Origin of the sequence: Pseudomonas kermanshahensis (assembly GCF_014269205.2) — a bacterium.
Classification (GTDB): domain Bacteria; phylum Pseudomonadota; class Gammaproteobacteria; order Pseudomonadales; family Pseudomonadaceae; genus Aquipseudomonas; species Aquipseudomonas kermanshahensis.
Genome location: NZ_JABWRY020000001.1, coordinates 4091096 through 4106710 on the forward strand (window position 1 = coordinate 4091096; position 15615 = coordinate 4106710).

Annotated in this window: 12 protein-coding genes and 6 tRNA genes; 4 read left to right on the top strand and 14 right to left on the bottom strand. The window is 62.2% G+C overall.

All coding sequences use genetic code 11. The annotated features are described in order from the left end of the window. Positions 1 to 31 precede the first annotated feature (31 nt). Both leuD and leuC read right to left on the bottom strand, forming a co-directional pair. Entirely contained in the window at positions 32 to 676 is a 645-nt protein-coding gene (leuD, locus tag HU764_RS18395; RefSeq protein ID WP_027596731.1) for a 3-isopropylmalate dehydratase small subunit, read from the bottom strand. Continuing rightward, a complete protein-coding gene (leuC, locus tag HU764_RS18400; protein WP_027596732.1) occupies positions 673 to 2106 on the bottom strand; it encodes a 3-isopropylmalate dehydratase large subunit in 1434 nt (477 codons plus the stop codon). The genes leuD and leuC overlap by 4 nt, the downstream gene beginning before the upstream one ends. Positions 2107 to 2236: 130 nt before the next feature. Here leuC and HU764_RS18405 point away from each other — a divergent pair, with 130 nt between their 5' ends. Next, the gene (locus HU764_RS18405; RefSeq protein ID WP_027596733.1) at positions 2237 to 3115 is read left to right on the top strand and encodes a LysR family transcriptional regulator; all 879 of its coding nucleotides are present in this window, start codon (positions 2237 to 2239) and stop codon (positions 3113 to 3115) included. Between the two features lie 61 nt (positions 3116 to 3176). Next, complete coding sequence (locus HU764_RS18410; protein WP_186682026.1) at positions 3177 to 6473, top strand: bifunctional diguanylate cyclase/phosphodiesterase; 3297 nt, start codon at positions 3177 to 3179, stop codon at positions 6471 to 6473. Positions 6474 to 6529: 56 nt separating this feature from the next. Here HU764_RS18410 and HU764_RS18415 read toward each other — a convergent pair whose 3' ends face one another. The 12 genes from HU764_RS18415 to gltX all read right to left on the bottom strand — a co-directional run bounded on the left by HU764_RS18415 (position 6530) and on the right by gltX (position 12837). After that, the gene (locus HU764_RS18415) at positions 6530 to 6973 is read right to left on the bottom strand and encodes an Hsp20 family protein (RefSeq protein WP_027596735.1); all 444 of its coding nucleotides are present in this window, start codon (positions 6971 to 6973) and stop codon (positions 6530 to 6532) included. 262 nt (positions 6974 to 7235) lie between these two features. Continuing rightward, positions 7236 to 8207 carry a tRNA dihydrouridine synthase gene (locus HU764_RS18420; RefSeq protein ID WP_186703648.1) on the bottom strand — a complete coding sequence of 324 codons (972 nt, stop codon included), beginning with the start codon at positions 8205 to 8207 and terminating at the stop codon, positions 7236 to 7238. A gap of 51 nt (positions 8208 to 8258) precedes the next feature. After that, positions 8259 to 8693, bottom strand: coding sequence for an acyl-CoA thioesterase (locus HU764_RS18425; protein WP_186682022.1), 435 nt, complete (start codon positions 8691 to 8693; stop codon positions 8259 to 8261). Between the two features lie 49 nt (positions 8694 to 8742). After that, on the bottom strand, positions 8743 to 9576 hold the full coding sequence (locus tag HU764_RS18430; RefSeq protein WP_186682020.1) for an alpha/beta hydrolase: 834 nt from the start codon (positions 9574 to 9576) through the stop codon (positions 8743 to 8745). A 25-nt stretch (positions 9577 to 9601) separates the two neighbouring features. After that, complete coding sequence (locus tag HU764_RS18435; RefSeq protein WP_186682018.1) at positions 9602 to 10141, bottom strand: TetR/AcrR family transcriptional regulator; 540 nt, start codon at positions 10139 to 10141, stop codon at positions 9602 to 9604. Between the two features lie 164 nt (positions 10142 to 10305). Then, positions 10306 to 10381: transfer RNA gene (locus tag HU764_RS18440), tRNA-Glu, on the bottom strand. 42 nt (positions 10382 to 10423) lie between these two features. Next, positions 10424 to 10499 (bottom strand) — tRNA-Ala (locus HU764_RS18445). A 65-nt stretch (positions 10500 to 10564) separates the two neighbouring features. Next, a tRNA-Glu gene (locus HU764_RS18450) sits at positions 10565 to 10640 on the bottom strand. Positions 10641 to 10682: 42 nt separating this feature from the next. Next, positions 10683 to 10758 (bottom strand) — tRNA-Ala (locus HU764_RS18455). 53 nt (positions 10759 to 10811) lie between these two features. After that, positions 10812 to 10887 (bottom strand) — tRNA-Glu (locus HU764_RS18460). Between the two features lie 72 nt (positions 10888 to 10959). Beyond that, positions 10960 to 11035 (bottom strand) — tRNA-Ala (locus tag HU764_RS18465). A 320-nt stretch (positions 11036 to 11355) separates the two neighbouring features. Beyond that, complete coding sequence (gene gltX, locus HU764_RS18470) at positions 11356 to 12837, bottom strand: glutamate--tRNA ligase (protein ID WP_027596096.1); 1482 nt, start codon at positions 12835 to 12837, stop codon at positions 11356 to 11358. Between the two features lie 143 nt (positions 12838 to 12980). On the opposite strand from gltX, the gene HU764_RS18475 reads away from it, so the two are divergent. Next, positions 12981 to 14036, top strand: a complete 1056-nt coding sequence (locus HU764_RS18475; protein ID WP_186682014.1) for an HlyD family secretion protein — start codon at positions 12981 to 12983, stop codon at positions 14034 to 14036. Then, positions 14026 to 15576 (top strand): MDR family MFS transporter, encoded by a 1551-nt coding sequence (locus HU764_RS18480; protein ID WP_189662680.1) that lies wholly within the window; start codon positions 14026 to 14028, stop codon positions 15574 to 15576. Before HU764_RS18475 ends, HU764_RS18480 begins: the two co-directional genes overlap by 11 nt. Positions 15577 to 15615: the final 39 nt, after the last annotated feature.

Genomic DNA, 15615 nt, shown 5'->3' on the forward strand with positions numbered 1-15615 from the left:
GCGAAGGGGCCAGCCCTGTCACCTACGCCTATCAGGCATCCCGAAACAGCCAAGGCTGGCTGGCGCGGTGCTTGGCTTCGAAGGCCTTGATAGAATCGCCGTCCTGCAAGGTCAGGCCGATGTCATCGAGGCCGTTGAGCAAGCAGTGCTTGCGGAACGCGTCGATCTCGAAGTGCAGCACCTTGCCATCAGGACGGGTCACGGCCTGGGCTTGCAGGTCGATGGTCAGCTGATAGCCAGGGTTGGCTTCGACCTGCTTGAACAGCTCATCGACTTCCTCATCGCTCAGGATGATCGGCAGCAAGCCGTTCTTGAAGCTGTTGTTGAAGAAGATGTCGGCAAAGCTCGGTGCGATGACGCTGCGGAAGCCGTACTCGTCCAACGCCCATGGCGCGTGTTCGCGGCTCGAACCGCAACCGAAGTTTTCGCGCGCCAGCAACACGCTGGCGCCCTGGTAGCGCGCGTGGTTGAGCACGAACTCTTCGTTCAACGGGCGCTTGCTGTTGTCCTGGTAGGGCTGGCCCACGTCCAGGTAGCGCCACTCGTCGAACAGGTTGGGGCCGAAGCCGGTGCGCTTGATCGACTTGAGAAACTGCTTGGGGATGATCTGGTCGGTGTCGACGTTGGCACGGTCCAACGGCGCGACGAGGCCAGTGTGCTGGGTAAAGGCTTTCATGCTGCGCTCCCTTGGATCAACTCGCGGACATCGATGAAGTGGCCGGTCACCGCAGCGGCGGCGGCCATGGCCGGGCTGACCAGGTGAGTACGACCACCGGCACCCTGACGGCCTTCAAAGTTGCGGTTGGACGTCGAGGCACAGTGCTCGCCGCTTTCCAGGCGGTCCGGGTTCATCGCCAGGCACATCGAGCAACCCGGCTCGCGCCACTCGAAGCCCGCTTCAAGGAAGATCTTGTCCAAGCCTTCACGCTCGGCTTGCGCCTTCACCAGGCCCGAGCCCGGGACGACAATGGCCTGCTTGACGGTAGCGGCCACTTTGCGGCCCTTGGCGATTTCGGCCGCGGCGCGCAAGTCTTCGATCCGCGAGTTGGTGCACGAGCCGATGAACACGCGGTCCAGCTGAATATCGGTGATCGCCTGGTTGGCGGTCAGGCCCATGTACTTCAGGGCACGCTCGATCGAGCCCCGCTTGACCAGGTCAGCTTCGGCAGCTGGGTCCGGTACGCGCTGATCAACGGCCAACACCATCTCGGGCGATGTGCCCCAGCTGACCTGTGGCTTGATTTGCGCGGCATCCAGTTCGACCACGGTGTCGAACACGGCGTCTTCATCGGAGACGAGGTCTTTCCACGACTCGACGGCTTGCTTCCATTGCTCGCCCTTCGGTGCATAGGGGCGGCCTTCGACATAGGCGACGGTGGTGGCATCGGTCGCCACCAGGCCCACGCGGGCACCGGCTTCGATCGACATGTTGCAGATGGTCATGCGGCCTTCCATGGACAAGCCACGGATAGCGCTGCCGGCGAACTCCATGGCGTGGCCGTTGCCACCCGCGGTGCCGATCTTGCCGATGACGGCGAGGACGATGTCCTTGGCAGTGACGCCTGCAGGCAATTCGCCTTCGACGCGCACCAGCATGTTCTTCATCTTCTTGGCGACCAGGCACTGGGTGGCGAGCACATGCTCGACCTCGGAGGTGCCGATGCCGTGGGCCAAGGCACCGAAAGCGCCGTGGGTGGACGTGTGCGAGTCGCCGCAGACCACGGTCATGCCCGGCAAGGTGGCACCTTGCTCTGGGCTAATGACATGGACGATGCCCTGGCGCTCGTCATTCATCTTGAATTCGACGATGCCGTACTCGTCACAGTTCTCATCGAGGGTCTGCACCTGGAGGCGCGACACCTGGTCGACGATGGCGTCGATACCGCCCTTGCGCTCTGGCGTGGTCGGCACGTTGTGATCAGGGGTGGCGATGTTGGTATCGATACGCCATGGCTTGCGGTTCGCCAGGCGCAGGCCTTCGAAGGCCTGGGGCGACGTCACTTCGTGGATGATGTGGCGGTCGATATAGATCAAGGACGAGCCGTCATCACGGCGCTTGACCTCATGGGCTTCCCAGAGTTTGTCGTAGAGCGTTTTGCCAGCCATCAGACTGTTCCTCATCAGCGTCTTTCTATGCCAAAGACCCCTTGGCTTGTACGGACGATGCTATGGCGATAGATTGAATAACTCAAATTCATAATTTTTATGCTTTGCATAACCACCAGGAATCTGAAAGATGGATCTGGCCAACCTCAGCGCTTTTATCGCCATTGCCGAGACCGGCAGCTTCTCAGGGGCCGGCGAACGCCTGCACCTGACCCAGCCCGCCATCAGCAAACGCATCGCCGGGCTTGAGCAGCAACTGGACGTGCGCCTGTTCGACCGCTTGGGGCGTGAAGTGACCCTGACCGAGGCCGGGCGGGCGCTGTTGCCGCGGGCCTATCAGATTCTCAACGTGCTTGATGATACCCGACGCGCGCTGACCAACTTGACCGGGGAAGTGAGTGGTCGGTTGACCCTGGCCACCAGCCACCATATCGGCTTGCACCGCTTGCCCCCGCTTTTACGGGCCTTTACTCGGCAATACCCTTCGGTGGCGTTGGATATTCAGTTCATGGACTCAGAAGCTGCCTACGACGAAATACTCCATGGCCGCGCTGAAATTGCCGTTATCACGCTGGCGCCAGAGCCCCACCACCTGATCAAGGCGATCCCGGTGTGGGACGACGCGCTGGACTTCGTGGCGGCCCCGGAACACCCGCTGGCCAACAACCACGCGGTCAGCCTGGCCGATGTCGCGCGCCACCCGGCGGTCTTCCCGGGTGGTAATACCTTTACCCACCACATCGTCCAGCGCCTGTTCGAAAGCCAGGGCCTGACGCCGAACATCGCCATGAGCACCAACTACCTGGAAACCATCAAAATGATGGTTTCCATTGGCCTGGCCTGGAGCGTGCTGCCGCGCACCATGCTCGATGATCAGGTTGCACCCATCGCTTTACCCGGCATACAGCTGTCGCGCCAGCTAGGCTACATTTTGCACACGGAGCGAACGCTATCGAATGCGGCGAGGGCCTTCATGGCCTTGCTCGACAGCCATGCAGGGTCCGCCTGACCGGTCGTCAGTACGGCATTTCCAACTCAAGGACTCGTCAAACGCCAAAGGTCTGGTACCAATGCCCAAATCAGCAAACCGCTTTCCGCGCCTGCCGCGCATTCCTGCGGCCGACCCACAGGAATCCGAACAGGCCTGGCAAAACGCCCCGCAACTGCTCGCCGCGCTCAACGGCGCCCGCCTGGGGGCCTGGCTGTGGGACATCGAAACCGGCCGGGTCAGCTGGTCACGCGGTACCCAGGCGCTGTTCGGCTTCGACCCGCTACGCCCGCTGCCCAACGACATCGACTACCTCGACCTGCTGCCCGAAGAAGACCGCGCACGCACCCGTCAGCTGTTCCAGGCGGTGGTCAACGGCGAGCCCGTGGAGCAAGCCATGCGCCACCGCATCCGCTGGCCGGATGGCAGCCTGCACTGGCTGGAAATCAACGGCAGCCTGACCCACGACCGCCACGGCAGACCGCAGATGATCGGGGTCATCCGTGAGATCACCCGCCAGCGCGAGCGCGAAACGGCGCTGATCAACTCGGAAAAACGCTTTGCCACGCTGTTTCACCTGAGCCCCAATGCGATCCTCCTGACCCGCCGCCACGACGGCATGATCTTCGAGGTCAACCAGCATTTCGAAGACATGTTCGGCTGGCCAGGCAACCAAGTGATTGGCAAGACCAGCCTGGAGCTGGGCCTGTGGGTGCACCCCGAGCAGCGCCCGCAACTGCTGGACGCTACCCGCGCCAGCGGAGGCCCACTGATCATGGAAGTGCAGTTCCGGGCCAGCAACGACAAGGTGCACGACGGCATCCTCTGCACCCAGGCCATCGAACTGGAGGGGGTGACATTTTTGCTCAGCACCTTCGTCGACACTACCGAACGCAAGCGTGCCGAACAGGCCCTCAAGGACAGCCAGGAACGCCTCGACCTGGCCCTGGACTCAGCCCAGCTGGGTACCTGGGACTGGCACATCCCCAGCGGCATGCTCTACGGCTCGGCCCGTGCCGCGCAGCTACACGGGCTGGACCCGATCCCCTTCCACGAATCGTTCGATGCCTTTTTCGAGGGCGTACCGGAGGAAGAGCGCAATGTCATGCGCCAAGCCTACCGCAGCCTGCGCGAAGGGCCTGCGGGCAATTACCAGATCACTTACCGCGTGCAGCTGGAGAACGGCGCGTCACGCTATATCGAAAGCCGCGCACGGCTGTACCGGGACGACCAAGGCAACCCCTTGCGCATGGCCGGCACCCTGCTGGACATCACCGACCAGGTCGAGCGCGAGCAACGCCTCAGCGCCTCGGAAGAAAAGTTCGCCAGCCTGTTCCAGGTCAGCCCTGACCCCATCTGCGTGACCCGCCAGGACACCGGCCAGTTCATCGAGATCAACCCGGCCTTTACCCAGACGTTCGGCTGGAGCGCCGACCAGGTAATCGGTCGCACCGCCGAGGAAATCGGCCTGTGGGCTGAGTCCATCGAACGTGCGCAACGCATCGAGCGGGTGATCCGCGAACAGGCCCTGAGCAACGTTGCGGTGGTGGTCAACCACCGCAACGGCGTGCCCTTGACCTGCGTGATATCCAGCTGCCTGATCAGCGTCGATGACCAACCCTGCAGCGTCACCACCCTGCGCGACATTACCCAGCAGCAACGGGCCGAGGCGGCGCTGAAATCCAGCGAAGAGAAGTTCGCCAAGGCCTTCCACTCCAGCCCTGATGCCATCACCATCACCGAGCGCTACAGCGGCCGCTACCTGGAAATCAACGATGGTTTCTGCCGGCTCACCGGCTACAGCGCGGCCGAAGTGGTCGGGCGCAGCGTGTATGAGTTGGGCATCTGGGCCGATGACAAGCAGCGCAGCGCCCTGCTCGCCGAGCTCAAAGAGCGTGGCCGGGTGCACCATCGGGAGATGCTCGGGCGCAACAAACGCGGCGACATCCTCACCGTCGAAGTGTCGGTGGAACCGATCACCCTCAACGAGACCGACTGCCTGCTGCTGACCGCCCGCGATGTCAGCCAACTGAAAAATGCCCAGGCGCAGATCCGCCACCTGGCGTACCACGACCCGCTGACCAACCTGCCCAACCGCGCCCTGCTGATGGACCGCCTGAGCCAGCAGATCGCCCTGCTCAAGCGCCACAACCTGCGTGGCGCGCTGCTGTTCCTTGACCTCGACCACTTCAAGCACATCAACGACTCCTTGGGCCACCCGGTAGGCGATACGGTACTGAAGATCATCACCGCGCGCCTGGAGGCCAGCGTGCGCCTGGAAGACACCGTGGCGCGGCTGGGGGGCGATGAATTCGTGGTGCTGCTCAGCGGCCTGGAAGGCAGCCGCGAACAGGTCGAAAGCAAAGTGCGCGAGCTGGCCGATACCCTGCGCGAACTGCTGGCCGAACCGATGTCGCTGGATGGCCAGCGCCTGCAAGTAACCCCCAGCATCGGCGTGGCGTTGATCCCCGACCACGGCACCACCCCCGCCGACCTGCTCAAGCGTGCCGATATCGCCCTGTACCGGGCCAAGGACTCCGGGCGCAATACCACCCAGTTGTTCCACACCACCATGCAAAAGGCTGCCAGCGAGCGCCTGCGCATGGAAAACGACCTGCGCCTGGCGCTCGCACGGGGTGAGCTGGCCTTGCACTTCCAGCCCCAGGTGGATGCCCGCGACAACCGTATTGTCGGTGCCGAAGTGCTACTGCGCTGGCACCACCCGCAGCTCGGCCAGCAGCCACCGGCGCAGTTCATTCAGGTACTGGAAGAAAGCGGCCTGATCCTGGAAGTAGGCAGCTGGATCCTCGACGAAGCCTGCGATGCCTGCGCGCGCATGCTCACGGACGGGTTGATCGACGCTGATGATTTCAGCCTGTGCGTAAACATCAGCCCGCGGCAGTTCCGCCAAAACGATTTCGTCGGGCGGGTGCTGCGCAGCCTGGACGACTACCGCTTGCCACGGCGGATGCTGAAGCTGGAAATCACCGAAGGCATCGTCATCCAGAACCTGGAAGACACCATCAGCAAGATGCGCGAACTGAAGCGTTACGGGGTGAGTTTTGCCATGGACGACTTCGGCACGGGCTATTCGTCACTGACCTACCTCAAGCGCTTGCCGGTGGATGCACTGAAGATCGACCAGACCTTCGTGCGCGACGCACCGATAGACCCTAACGACGCCGAGATCGTCCGCGCCATCGTCGCCATGGCCCACAGCCTGGACCTGGCGGTGATTGCCGAAGGGGTGGAGCTGACCGAGCAACTGGAGTTTCTGGAGAAACTGGGCTGCCACTTGTATCAAGGGTACCTGCACAGCCGGCCACTGCCGTTGCACGAATTCCGGCAGATGCTACTGGAAGCACCTGCGGATTACTGACTGCCCGCACGCAAAAAAGGGCACCCGAAGGTGCCCTTTTTGTCACAGCCTTACACTTAGTTCAGCGCTGGCTTGTCGCCATTGATCGGGATGCGTTTGGCCTTGGCTTCTTCAGGCACGATGCGCAGCAGGTCGATGCTGAGCAAGCCATTGGCCAGGCCCGCAGCCTTGACCTCGATGTGGTCGGCCAGGCGGAACGACAGCTTGAAGGCGCGCTGGGCGATGCCCTGATGCAGGTAGGTCACTTCAGCGGCGCTGTTGTCGCGCTTGCCACCGGAGACGGTCAGGACACCTTTTTCGACTTGCAGGTCGAGGTCCTGCTCCTGGAAACCGGCTGCGGCAACCACGATGCGGTAGTGGTCTTCGCCATGTTTTTCCACGTTGTAGGGCGGGTAGCTGCTACCGGCCTCGTTACGTGCCGCGGATTCGAACAGGTCGTTGAAACGGTCGAAACCAACGGAATGGCGGAACAGTGGAGCGAGAGAGAAAGCGGTAGTCATGGTCATAAACTCCTGAGATTCAGCAAGTAAGTCACTGCGCGACCCGAGTTCGGCATCGCGTACTCAAAAGATAAGGTCGGTGAAATGGCTTTCAAGAGGGACCACGAAAATTTTTTTGAGCGGGTTTGCGTTCCAACACAACCGGTGTAGGAGCAGCCTTGCGCTGCGAAGGGGCCAGTGCTCGCAACGAGAAGTCACTGGAGCCGCCGGCCTCTTCGCAGCACAAGGCTGCTCCTACCGTGAATCGGGCAGTTCCCCGTGATCAGGCAACACACGCCTCGAACGCCTGCACCTCACCCCCCAACAACCGGCTGATCCGCGCGCAATCATCTTCGCGACGCAGCTCGGCAAACAGCACGACCGCTTCCGGATAACTGCGGGTCAGCATCGCCAACCACTGCTTCATCCGCCCCGGCGCATAGCGCGGCGACAGCTTGGCCTGGGCCTGGCGCCAGAACTCGCGCAGCAGCGGCAGCAGGTCGTCCCAGCTCATCGGCTGGTAGTCGCGCCCCTCGCGGGCAGCGGCAATCTGTACGCCCAAGTCGGGCCGCGACACCAGCCCACGCCCCAACATGATGTGTTCGGCACCACTGACTTCACGGCAGCGGCGCCAGTCGTCCACGGTCCAGATTTCGCCATTGGCGAACACCGGCACCTTGACCACATCCTGCACCCGCGCCACCCACTCCCAGTGAGCGGGCGGCTTGTAGCCCTCGACCTTGGTGCGGGCGTGCACCACCAGATGCGCCGAACCGCCTTCGGCCAGGGCCGTGGCGCAGTCCAGCGCGCCATCGGGGCTGTCGAAGCCCAGGCGCATCTTCGCCGTCACCGGGATATGCGCCGGCACCGCACGGCGCACTTCGCGGACGATGGCGTGCAGCAGTTCTGGCTCCTTGAGCAGCACCGCGCCGCCGCGCGACTTGTTCACGGTCTTGGCTGGGCAACCGAAGTTCAGGTCGATTACTGGTGCGCCCAGCTCACAGGCCAGCGCTGCGTTCTCGGCCAGGCAGACCGGGTCGGAGCCCAGCAGTTGCACACGCATCGGCACCCCGGCCGCGGTCCGCGCGCCTTGGCGCAATTCAGGCGCCAGCTTGTCGAACGAGGATGGCGGCAGCAGGCGGTCGCACACGCGGATGAACTCGGTGACGCACCAATCGATGCCACCCACTCGGGTCAGGACGTCGCGCAGGATGTTGTCGACCAGCCCCTCCATGGGGGCCAGGGCAATTTGCATGTGTGGGTCTCGGCGGGAAAAGGCGGCAGTCTAACAAAAAACCACAGCCCTTCAGGCACCGATCAGCGCTTGGCCGTAACCCTCGATGAACTCTGCAGGCATGCGCTTGGGCTTGCCGCTGGACAATTCGATACAGGCGAAGGTGGTCTGCGCCCGCAGCAGGGTCGCGCCATCACGCGGGCGCTTGAGTTGGAAGCGGCGGGTCATGCGCAGGCGTTGATCCCAGTCGATGATCCAGGTCGCCAGCTGCAGTTCGTCATCTTCATAGCCCGCGGCCAGGTAATCGATTTCGTGGCGCACCACCGCCATGGCCCGGTCCAGGCGGCGGTACTCGGCAAGGTCTAGGCCAAGGCGCTGAGAGTGGCGCCAGGCGCAGCGTTCGAGCCACGTGACATAGGTGGCATTGTTGGCGTGGCCGAGGCCGTCGATGTCCTCGCTGCCGACACGCAGGTCGATGATGAAGGGTGTTGCCAAGTCCCAGCTCATGCACGCTCCTAATAACAAAAACACAACTGAAAGCCAGTGTAACGGATGCTCAGGCCGTTTGCCGGGCCGGCGCGCTGGCCCGTGCAAGCAATTCGAGCACCGCCTCGCCCAGACGTGGGTCGGCCAGCACTCGCTGGTGCCCGCCCTCCTCCAGCAGCAGCAAGCGGCTGTCGAACCAGGCCTTGTGGATGATACGGGCCTCATCGACAGCCACCAGGCCATCGTCAGCCGCATGTACCACCAAGCCTGGCAGTTCCAGCTGGTAACCACTGACATCCAGGCGCGTGATCTGCATCCCCACATCCCGCTCCACTTGGCGTATGAATGCGGCCCGTGCGCGCGCCGGCAACCCCAGGCGATGCGCGAAGCCGCGCAACACGCCAAGCAACCGGGCGGGTGCAGCGATGCTCACTGCCGCCTCCGCGCGCAGCCCCATCTGCAACGCCAGCAACACACTGGCTCCACCCATGGAGTGGCCTATCACCGCGCGCAACGGCGGCAGCTCGGCAGCCGCTTCCAGCAGTGCGCGGGCGAACAACACCACGTGAGCTTGATGGCCTGGAGAGCGACCATGTGCCGGCCCCTCCAACGACACCACTGTATGCCCGGCCTGGACCAGGGCCTCGATCAACGCGGCAAACTGGGTGGGGCGCCCTTCCCAGCCGTGCATCAGCAATACTGTCGGCCCCTTGCCCCAACGCAACGCCGACAGCCCGAAGCGCAGGGTGATGCGCTCGGCCTTGGCCAGCAGCGGCAACTCCCACGCTTTTGGGGGCAATGTACGTGGGGTCATGAATGCCCGGCGCATTTTGCCGGCCACATGCTCAGGGGCCAGGTGGCCGAGGGTGCCATTGACGCCACGAATCCAGCTCAGGGTAGTCATCGCCTTGCTCCAGCATTGTGGTTATTCAGATCACCGCCGACTTGGCGGCACGCAATACACGGTCAGAAAGCTCGCCAGTGCCCAAGGCGCGCGCCAGGGCCAGGCCACCGACCATCAGCGCCAGGTCGGCCAGTGCTTTGTCGATGTCTTCGGGGCGATCGACCATTTTCGCGGTCATCAGCTCGATGTGCTCGGCGAGCACCTCGCGGAACACCTCTGGCAGGCGCTGCATTTCGCCCAGGGCGTTGGGCAGCGGGCACGCATGCACTTGCGCGTCGCGGTGCTTGCGCGAAAGGTAGAACGCGGTCACCAACGCCCGGCGCGCCTCGCCGTCCAGGCTGGGGTCGACCTGCGCCAGCAAGTCCCGCCGTTCGCCCAATAACTGGCGAAACGCCTCCAGCATGAGTTCGTCCTTGCTCTCGAAATGGGCATAGAACCCGCCTACCGTCAGGCCTGCAGCCCCCATGACCTGGCTGACGCTTGGCTCAGCGGGCCCCTGCTGAATCAAGGCACTGCGCGCAGCTTCGAGAATCCGTTCGCGGGTTTTGCTCTTTTTGTCGTTCATGGCCACCTCGAATATTATGCTTGTAATATTATAAGCATCATATTTTTTGGCAAGCGAAATTCACGACCACCTGTCGGTGCCCGGAAAAAAGGAAAGGGAGAAAAACAAAAGGCCCATTCAATAAGCGAATGAGCCTTTAAAGTCCCGCAAAACGCGGGTAAACATGGCGTCCCCTAGGGGACTCGAACCCCTGTTACCGCCGTGAAAGGGCGGTGTCCTAGGCCACTAGACGAAGGGGACGTAACCTTCGTGCCGGCTCGTTTTCACAAACCGCGGCAAAATTGGTGGAGCTAAGCGGGATCGAACCGCTGACCTCCTGCATGCCATGCAGGCGCTCTCCCAGCTGAGCTATAGCCCCGAAAACAAAAGGCTCATCCAATAGACGAATGAGCCTCTTTAAGCCCCGCAAAACGCGGGTAAAAGTGGCGTCCCCTAGGGGACTCGAACCCCTGTTACCGCCGTGAAAGGGCGGTGTCCTAGGCCACTAGACGAAGGGGACGTAACCTTCGTGCCGGTTCGTTTTCACAAACCGCGGCAAAATTGGTGGAGCTAAGCGGGATCGAACCGCTGACCTCCTGCATGCCATGCAGGCGCTCTCCCAGCTGAGCTATAGCCCCAGATTTTTAGCCTCGCGGCCCAGCGAAATCGTTAAACATCGCTTGTGTAAAACTGGCGTCCCCTAGGGGACTCGAACCCCTGTTACCGCCGTGAAAGGGCGGTGTCCTAGGCCACTAGACGAAGGGGACGAACCTTCTTACCTTCAAGACCCGGTTGCTGGACCCGGTCTTGCTTATCAGCCGTGGCTGCTAAGCGGAATTTGGTGGAGCTAAGCGGGATCGAACCGCTGACCTCCTGCATGCCATGCAGGCGCTCTCCCAGCTGAGCTATAGCCCCACTATGTCGCTCTGAGCAGAATCGCTGGCTGGGTGCCTGGCGTTTCGTTTCGCTCATCGCTGTGGACGGGGCGCATATTAAGATCGGATTGCACGGCTGTCAAACGAATTTTTGAAAATATTCAAAAGTTTTTTCACAGATAACAATCACTTACCGCCCTGCCCTTCTTTTCATGGCATACACGGCCGTTGTAGGAGCGGCATTGCGTCGCGATAGGGGCGCGAAGCGCCCCCCGATTTGCGGGGCTGCGCTATCGCGGGGGCCGCTTCGCACCCCTTTCGCGACGCAAGGCCGCTCCTACACAGGCGATCAACACCTAATCAGGCGATGTTCGCCAGCAGCTTTTCCCACTCTTTGTTTTCTTTTTTCGACACACCACCCAGCAAGTCCAGAGCCTGGCGCAAGCGGTAGCGGGTCAGGTCCGGGCCGAGGATTTCCATGGCATCGAGCACCGACACCGAGCTGGCCTGGCCGGTAATAGCGGCGAACATCAGCGGCATGGCGTCACGCAGTTTCAGCTCCAGCGACTCGACCACGGCCTGGATGCAACCGGTGATGCGGTCCTTCTCCCACTGGCGCAGGCTTTCGAGCTTCCACAGGATCAACTGGATGACCTGGCGCACCTGATCAGCCGACAACTTCTTGCTCTCGAACAGCTTGGCATCGAGCTTCAGCGCGCCCTCGAAGAAGAAGCCACCCAACGGCGCAACCTGACTGAAGGTCTCGACCCGGCCTTGAACATGCGGGGCGATCTTCATCATGTAATCACTGTTGAACGCCCATTTCTGCAAGCGCGCGGCGAACTGTTCGACCGGTAGCTCGCGCAGCCACTGGCCGTTGAGCCAGGACAGTTTTTCAATGTCGAAAATCGGCCCGCCCAGGGAGATGCGCGACAGGTCGAAGTGCTCGACCATTTCGGCCAGGGAGAACTTCTCGCGCTCGTCCGGCATCGACCAGCCCATGCGGCCGAGGTAGTTGAGCATCGCCTCGGGCATGAAGCCCATGCGCTCGTAGAAGGTGACCGAGGTTGGGTTCTTGCGCTTGGACAGCTTGGACTTGTCCGGGTTACGCAGCAGCGGCATGTAGCACAGCTTGGGCTGCTCCCAACCGAAGTACTCGTACAGTTTGATCAGCTTGGGCGCCGACGGCAGCCACTCTTCACCCCGCAGGACGTGGGTGATGCCCATCAAGTGGTCGTCGACCACGTTGGCCAGGAAGTAGGTCGGCAGGCCGTCGTTCTTCATCAGCACCTGCATGTCCATGCGGTCCCATGGGATTTCGACGTCACCGCGCAGCATGTCCGGCACCACGCAGATACCTTCGCTCGGCACCTTCATGCGGATCACGTGGGGCTCGCCGGCGTCCAGGCGGCGCTGCACTTCTTCAGCGCTCAGCAACAGGGCACGGCCGTCGTAACGCGGGGTCTCGCCACGGGCCATTTGCTCGGCGCGCATCTGCTCCAGCTCTTCAGCGGTGCAGAAGCAGTAGAACGCATGGCCGGCATCGACCAGTTGCTTGGCGTATTTGGCGTAGATCTCGCCACGCTCGCTCTGCCGGTAAGGGCCGTGCGGGCCACCGACGTCCGGGCCTTCGTTCCACTCGATGCCAAGCCAGCGCAAGGCGTCGAAGATCTGCTGTTCCGACTCGCGGGTGGAGCGCAGTTGGTCGGTATCTTCGATGCGCAGGATGAACTCGCCGCCGTGCTGCTTGGCAAAGCAGTAGTTGAACAGGGCGATGTAGGCGGTGCCGACATGGGGGTCGCCCGTGGGCGATGGCGCGATACGCGTGCGTACGGTGGTCATGGAAGGTCTCGAACGAAAGATGAAACAAAGGCGGGATGTTAGCAGGGAGCAGGCACCCGGCTCCAGCAATGGCGCGAACGACACTTGTCGAATTGCCGTCCGTCGCTGTTAAATTTGTTTACATTTCTGGAACCATAGTCCTCATGCCTGCTCAACTCAAACGCCGCCTGCTGATCTTCTTTGTCGTGGTTGCGGCCATCGCCCTCGCCTTCCTGGCCCACTGGTACTTCAAGGGGCGCTTTTACGAAAGTACCGACAACGCTTACGTTCAGGGCGAAATCACCCGTATTTCCAGCCAACTTGGCGCGCGTATCGAAGATGTACGGGTGCAGGACAACCAGCACGTGGTCAAAGGCGAACTGCTGGTACGCCTGGAAGCCGCCGATTTTCAACTTGCCGTCGAGCGCGCCCGAGCCGCCCTGGCAACCCGTGAAGCGGAACACGTGCAAGCTGAAAGCCGCCTGACGCAACAAGGCAGCTTGATCGCTGCGGGCCAGGCCCAGGTCGCCGCCAACCAGGCCACGCTCAACCGCTCACGCCTGGACCTCAACCGCGCAGAAGCCCTGCGTAAGCCTGGCTTCGTGTCCGAGGAGCGGGTGACTACCCTTTCGGCAGAAAGCCATGTCGCCAGCTCCCAGGTCGACAAGGCCCGCGCTGACCTGCAAAGCCAGCGCCAGCAGGTCAATGCCCTGACTGCCGAGCTCAAACGCCTCGATGCGCAGATCGCCAATGCCCGTGCCGACCTTGCCCAGGCCGAATTGAACCTGACCCGCTGCGAGATCCGCGCCCCGATCAGCGGCACCATCGGCCAACGCAACGCACGCAACGGTCAGGTGGTACAGGCTGGCGCCTATCTGCTGTCGATCGTGCCCGACGAAGACATCTGGGTACAGGCCAACTTCAAGGAAACCCAGATTGGCCACATGCAACCAGGGCAGCGCGCCGAATTGCTGTTCGACAGCTACCCAGACACCCCCATCGAAGCCCGGGTCAACAGCCTGTTCGCAGCCTCCGGCGCCCAGTTCAGCCTGCTGCCACCGGACAACGCCACCGGTAACTTCACCAAGGTGGTGCAGCGCATCCCGGTAAAGCTGACCTTCAGCGCCGACAACCCGCTGCATGGCCGCATCCGTCCCGGCATGTCGGTCACCGCCACTGTCGATATCCGCACCGAGGATGAAGGCCGCAATGGCCGGTGATCAGTTGCTCCGGCCCACTGCCGAGCCCACCCGGCGCGACTGGATTGCGGTGATGAGCGTGATGCTCGGCGCCTTCATGGCCGTGCTCGACATCCAGATCACCAACTCGTCGCTGAAGGACATCCAGGGCGCGCTTTCCGCGACCCTGGAAGAAGGCTCGTGGATCTCCACCTCCTACTTGGTTGCGGAAATCATCATGATCCCGCTGACCGCCTGGCTGGTGCAGTTGCTGTCCGCCCGGCGCTTGGCGGTGTGGGTTTCGGCCGGCTTTTTGCTGTCGTCCCTGCTCTGCTCCATGGCCTGGAACCTGGAGAGCATGATCATGTTCCGTGCACTGCAGGGCTTTACCGGTGGCGCGCTGATCCCCCTGGCCTTCACCCTGACCCTGATCAAGCTACCCGAGCACCACCGCGCCAAGGGCATGGCCATGTTCGCCATGACGGCCACCTTCGCGCCCTCGATCGGCCCGACCCTGGGAGGGTGGCTGACCGAGAACTGGGGCTGGGAGTACATCTTCTACATCAACATCCCGCCAGGGTTGGTGATGATCGCTGGGCTGCTGTACGGGCTGGAGAAAAAAGAGGCGCATTGGGAGCTGCTGAAGAGCACCGACTATGCCGGCATCGTCACGCTCGGCCTGGGGCTGGGCTGCCTGCAGGTCTTTCTCGAGGAAGGCCATCGCAAGGATTGGCTGGAATCGAACCTGATCGTCAGCCTGGGCACCGTCGCCCTGATCAGCCTGATTACCTTTGTCATCCTGCAGTTTTCCAAGCCGCACCCTTTGATCAACCTGCGCATCCTCGGCAACCGCAACTTTGGGCTGTCGAGTATTGCCAGCCTGGGCATGGGGGTCGGGCTGTATGGCTCAATCTATTTGTTGCCGCTGTACCTGGCGCAGATCCAAGGCTACAACGCCCTGCAGATCGGCGAGGTGATCATGTGGATGGGGGTACCGCAGCTGTTTCTGATTCCGCTGGTACCGCAGCTGATGAAAGTGGTCTCGCCGAAAATACTGTGCGCTGTAGGCTTCTGCCTGTTTGGGGCCGCCAGCTTTGGCTCGGGGGTACTTAACCCGGACTTTGCGGGGCCGCAGTTCAACCACATCCAGATCATTCGGGCACTGGGGCAACCGATGATCATGGTGACCATTTCGTTGATTGCCACGGCCTATATCCAGCAACAAGATGCCGGGTCGGCATCGAGCCTGTTCAACATCTTGCGCAACCTGGGTGGGGCGATTGGCATTGCTTTGCTGGCCACCTTGCTGGATGCGCGGACCAAGGTGTACTTCGACTACCTGCGCGAATCGGTGGTGCCCAGCAACCCACAGGTGGCAGAGCGCTTGGCGCAACTGGCGGAGCGACTGGGCAGTGAGACGGCGGCGCTTGGCAAGCTGAGTGAGATCACCCATCAGCAGGCGCAGATCATGGCGTACAACGATGCCTTCCACTTTGTCGGCATCGGCTTGGCGGTGAGCATGGTAGCGGTACTGTTGACGCGCAAGCTGCCGGAGGGGTTGAAGGCTGGGGAGGCTCATTGAGCTGATTTGTTTGTTGCCTGTACCGGCCTCTTCGCGGGG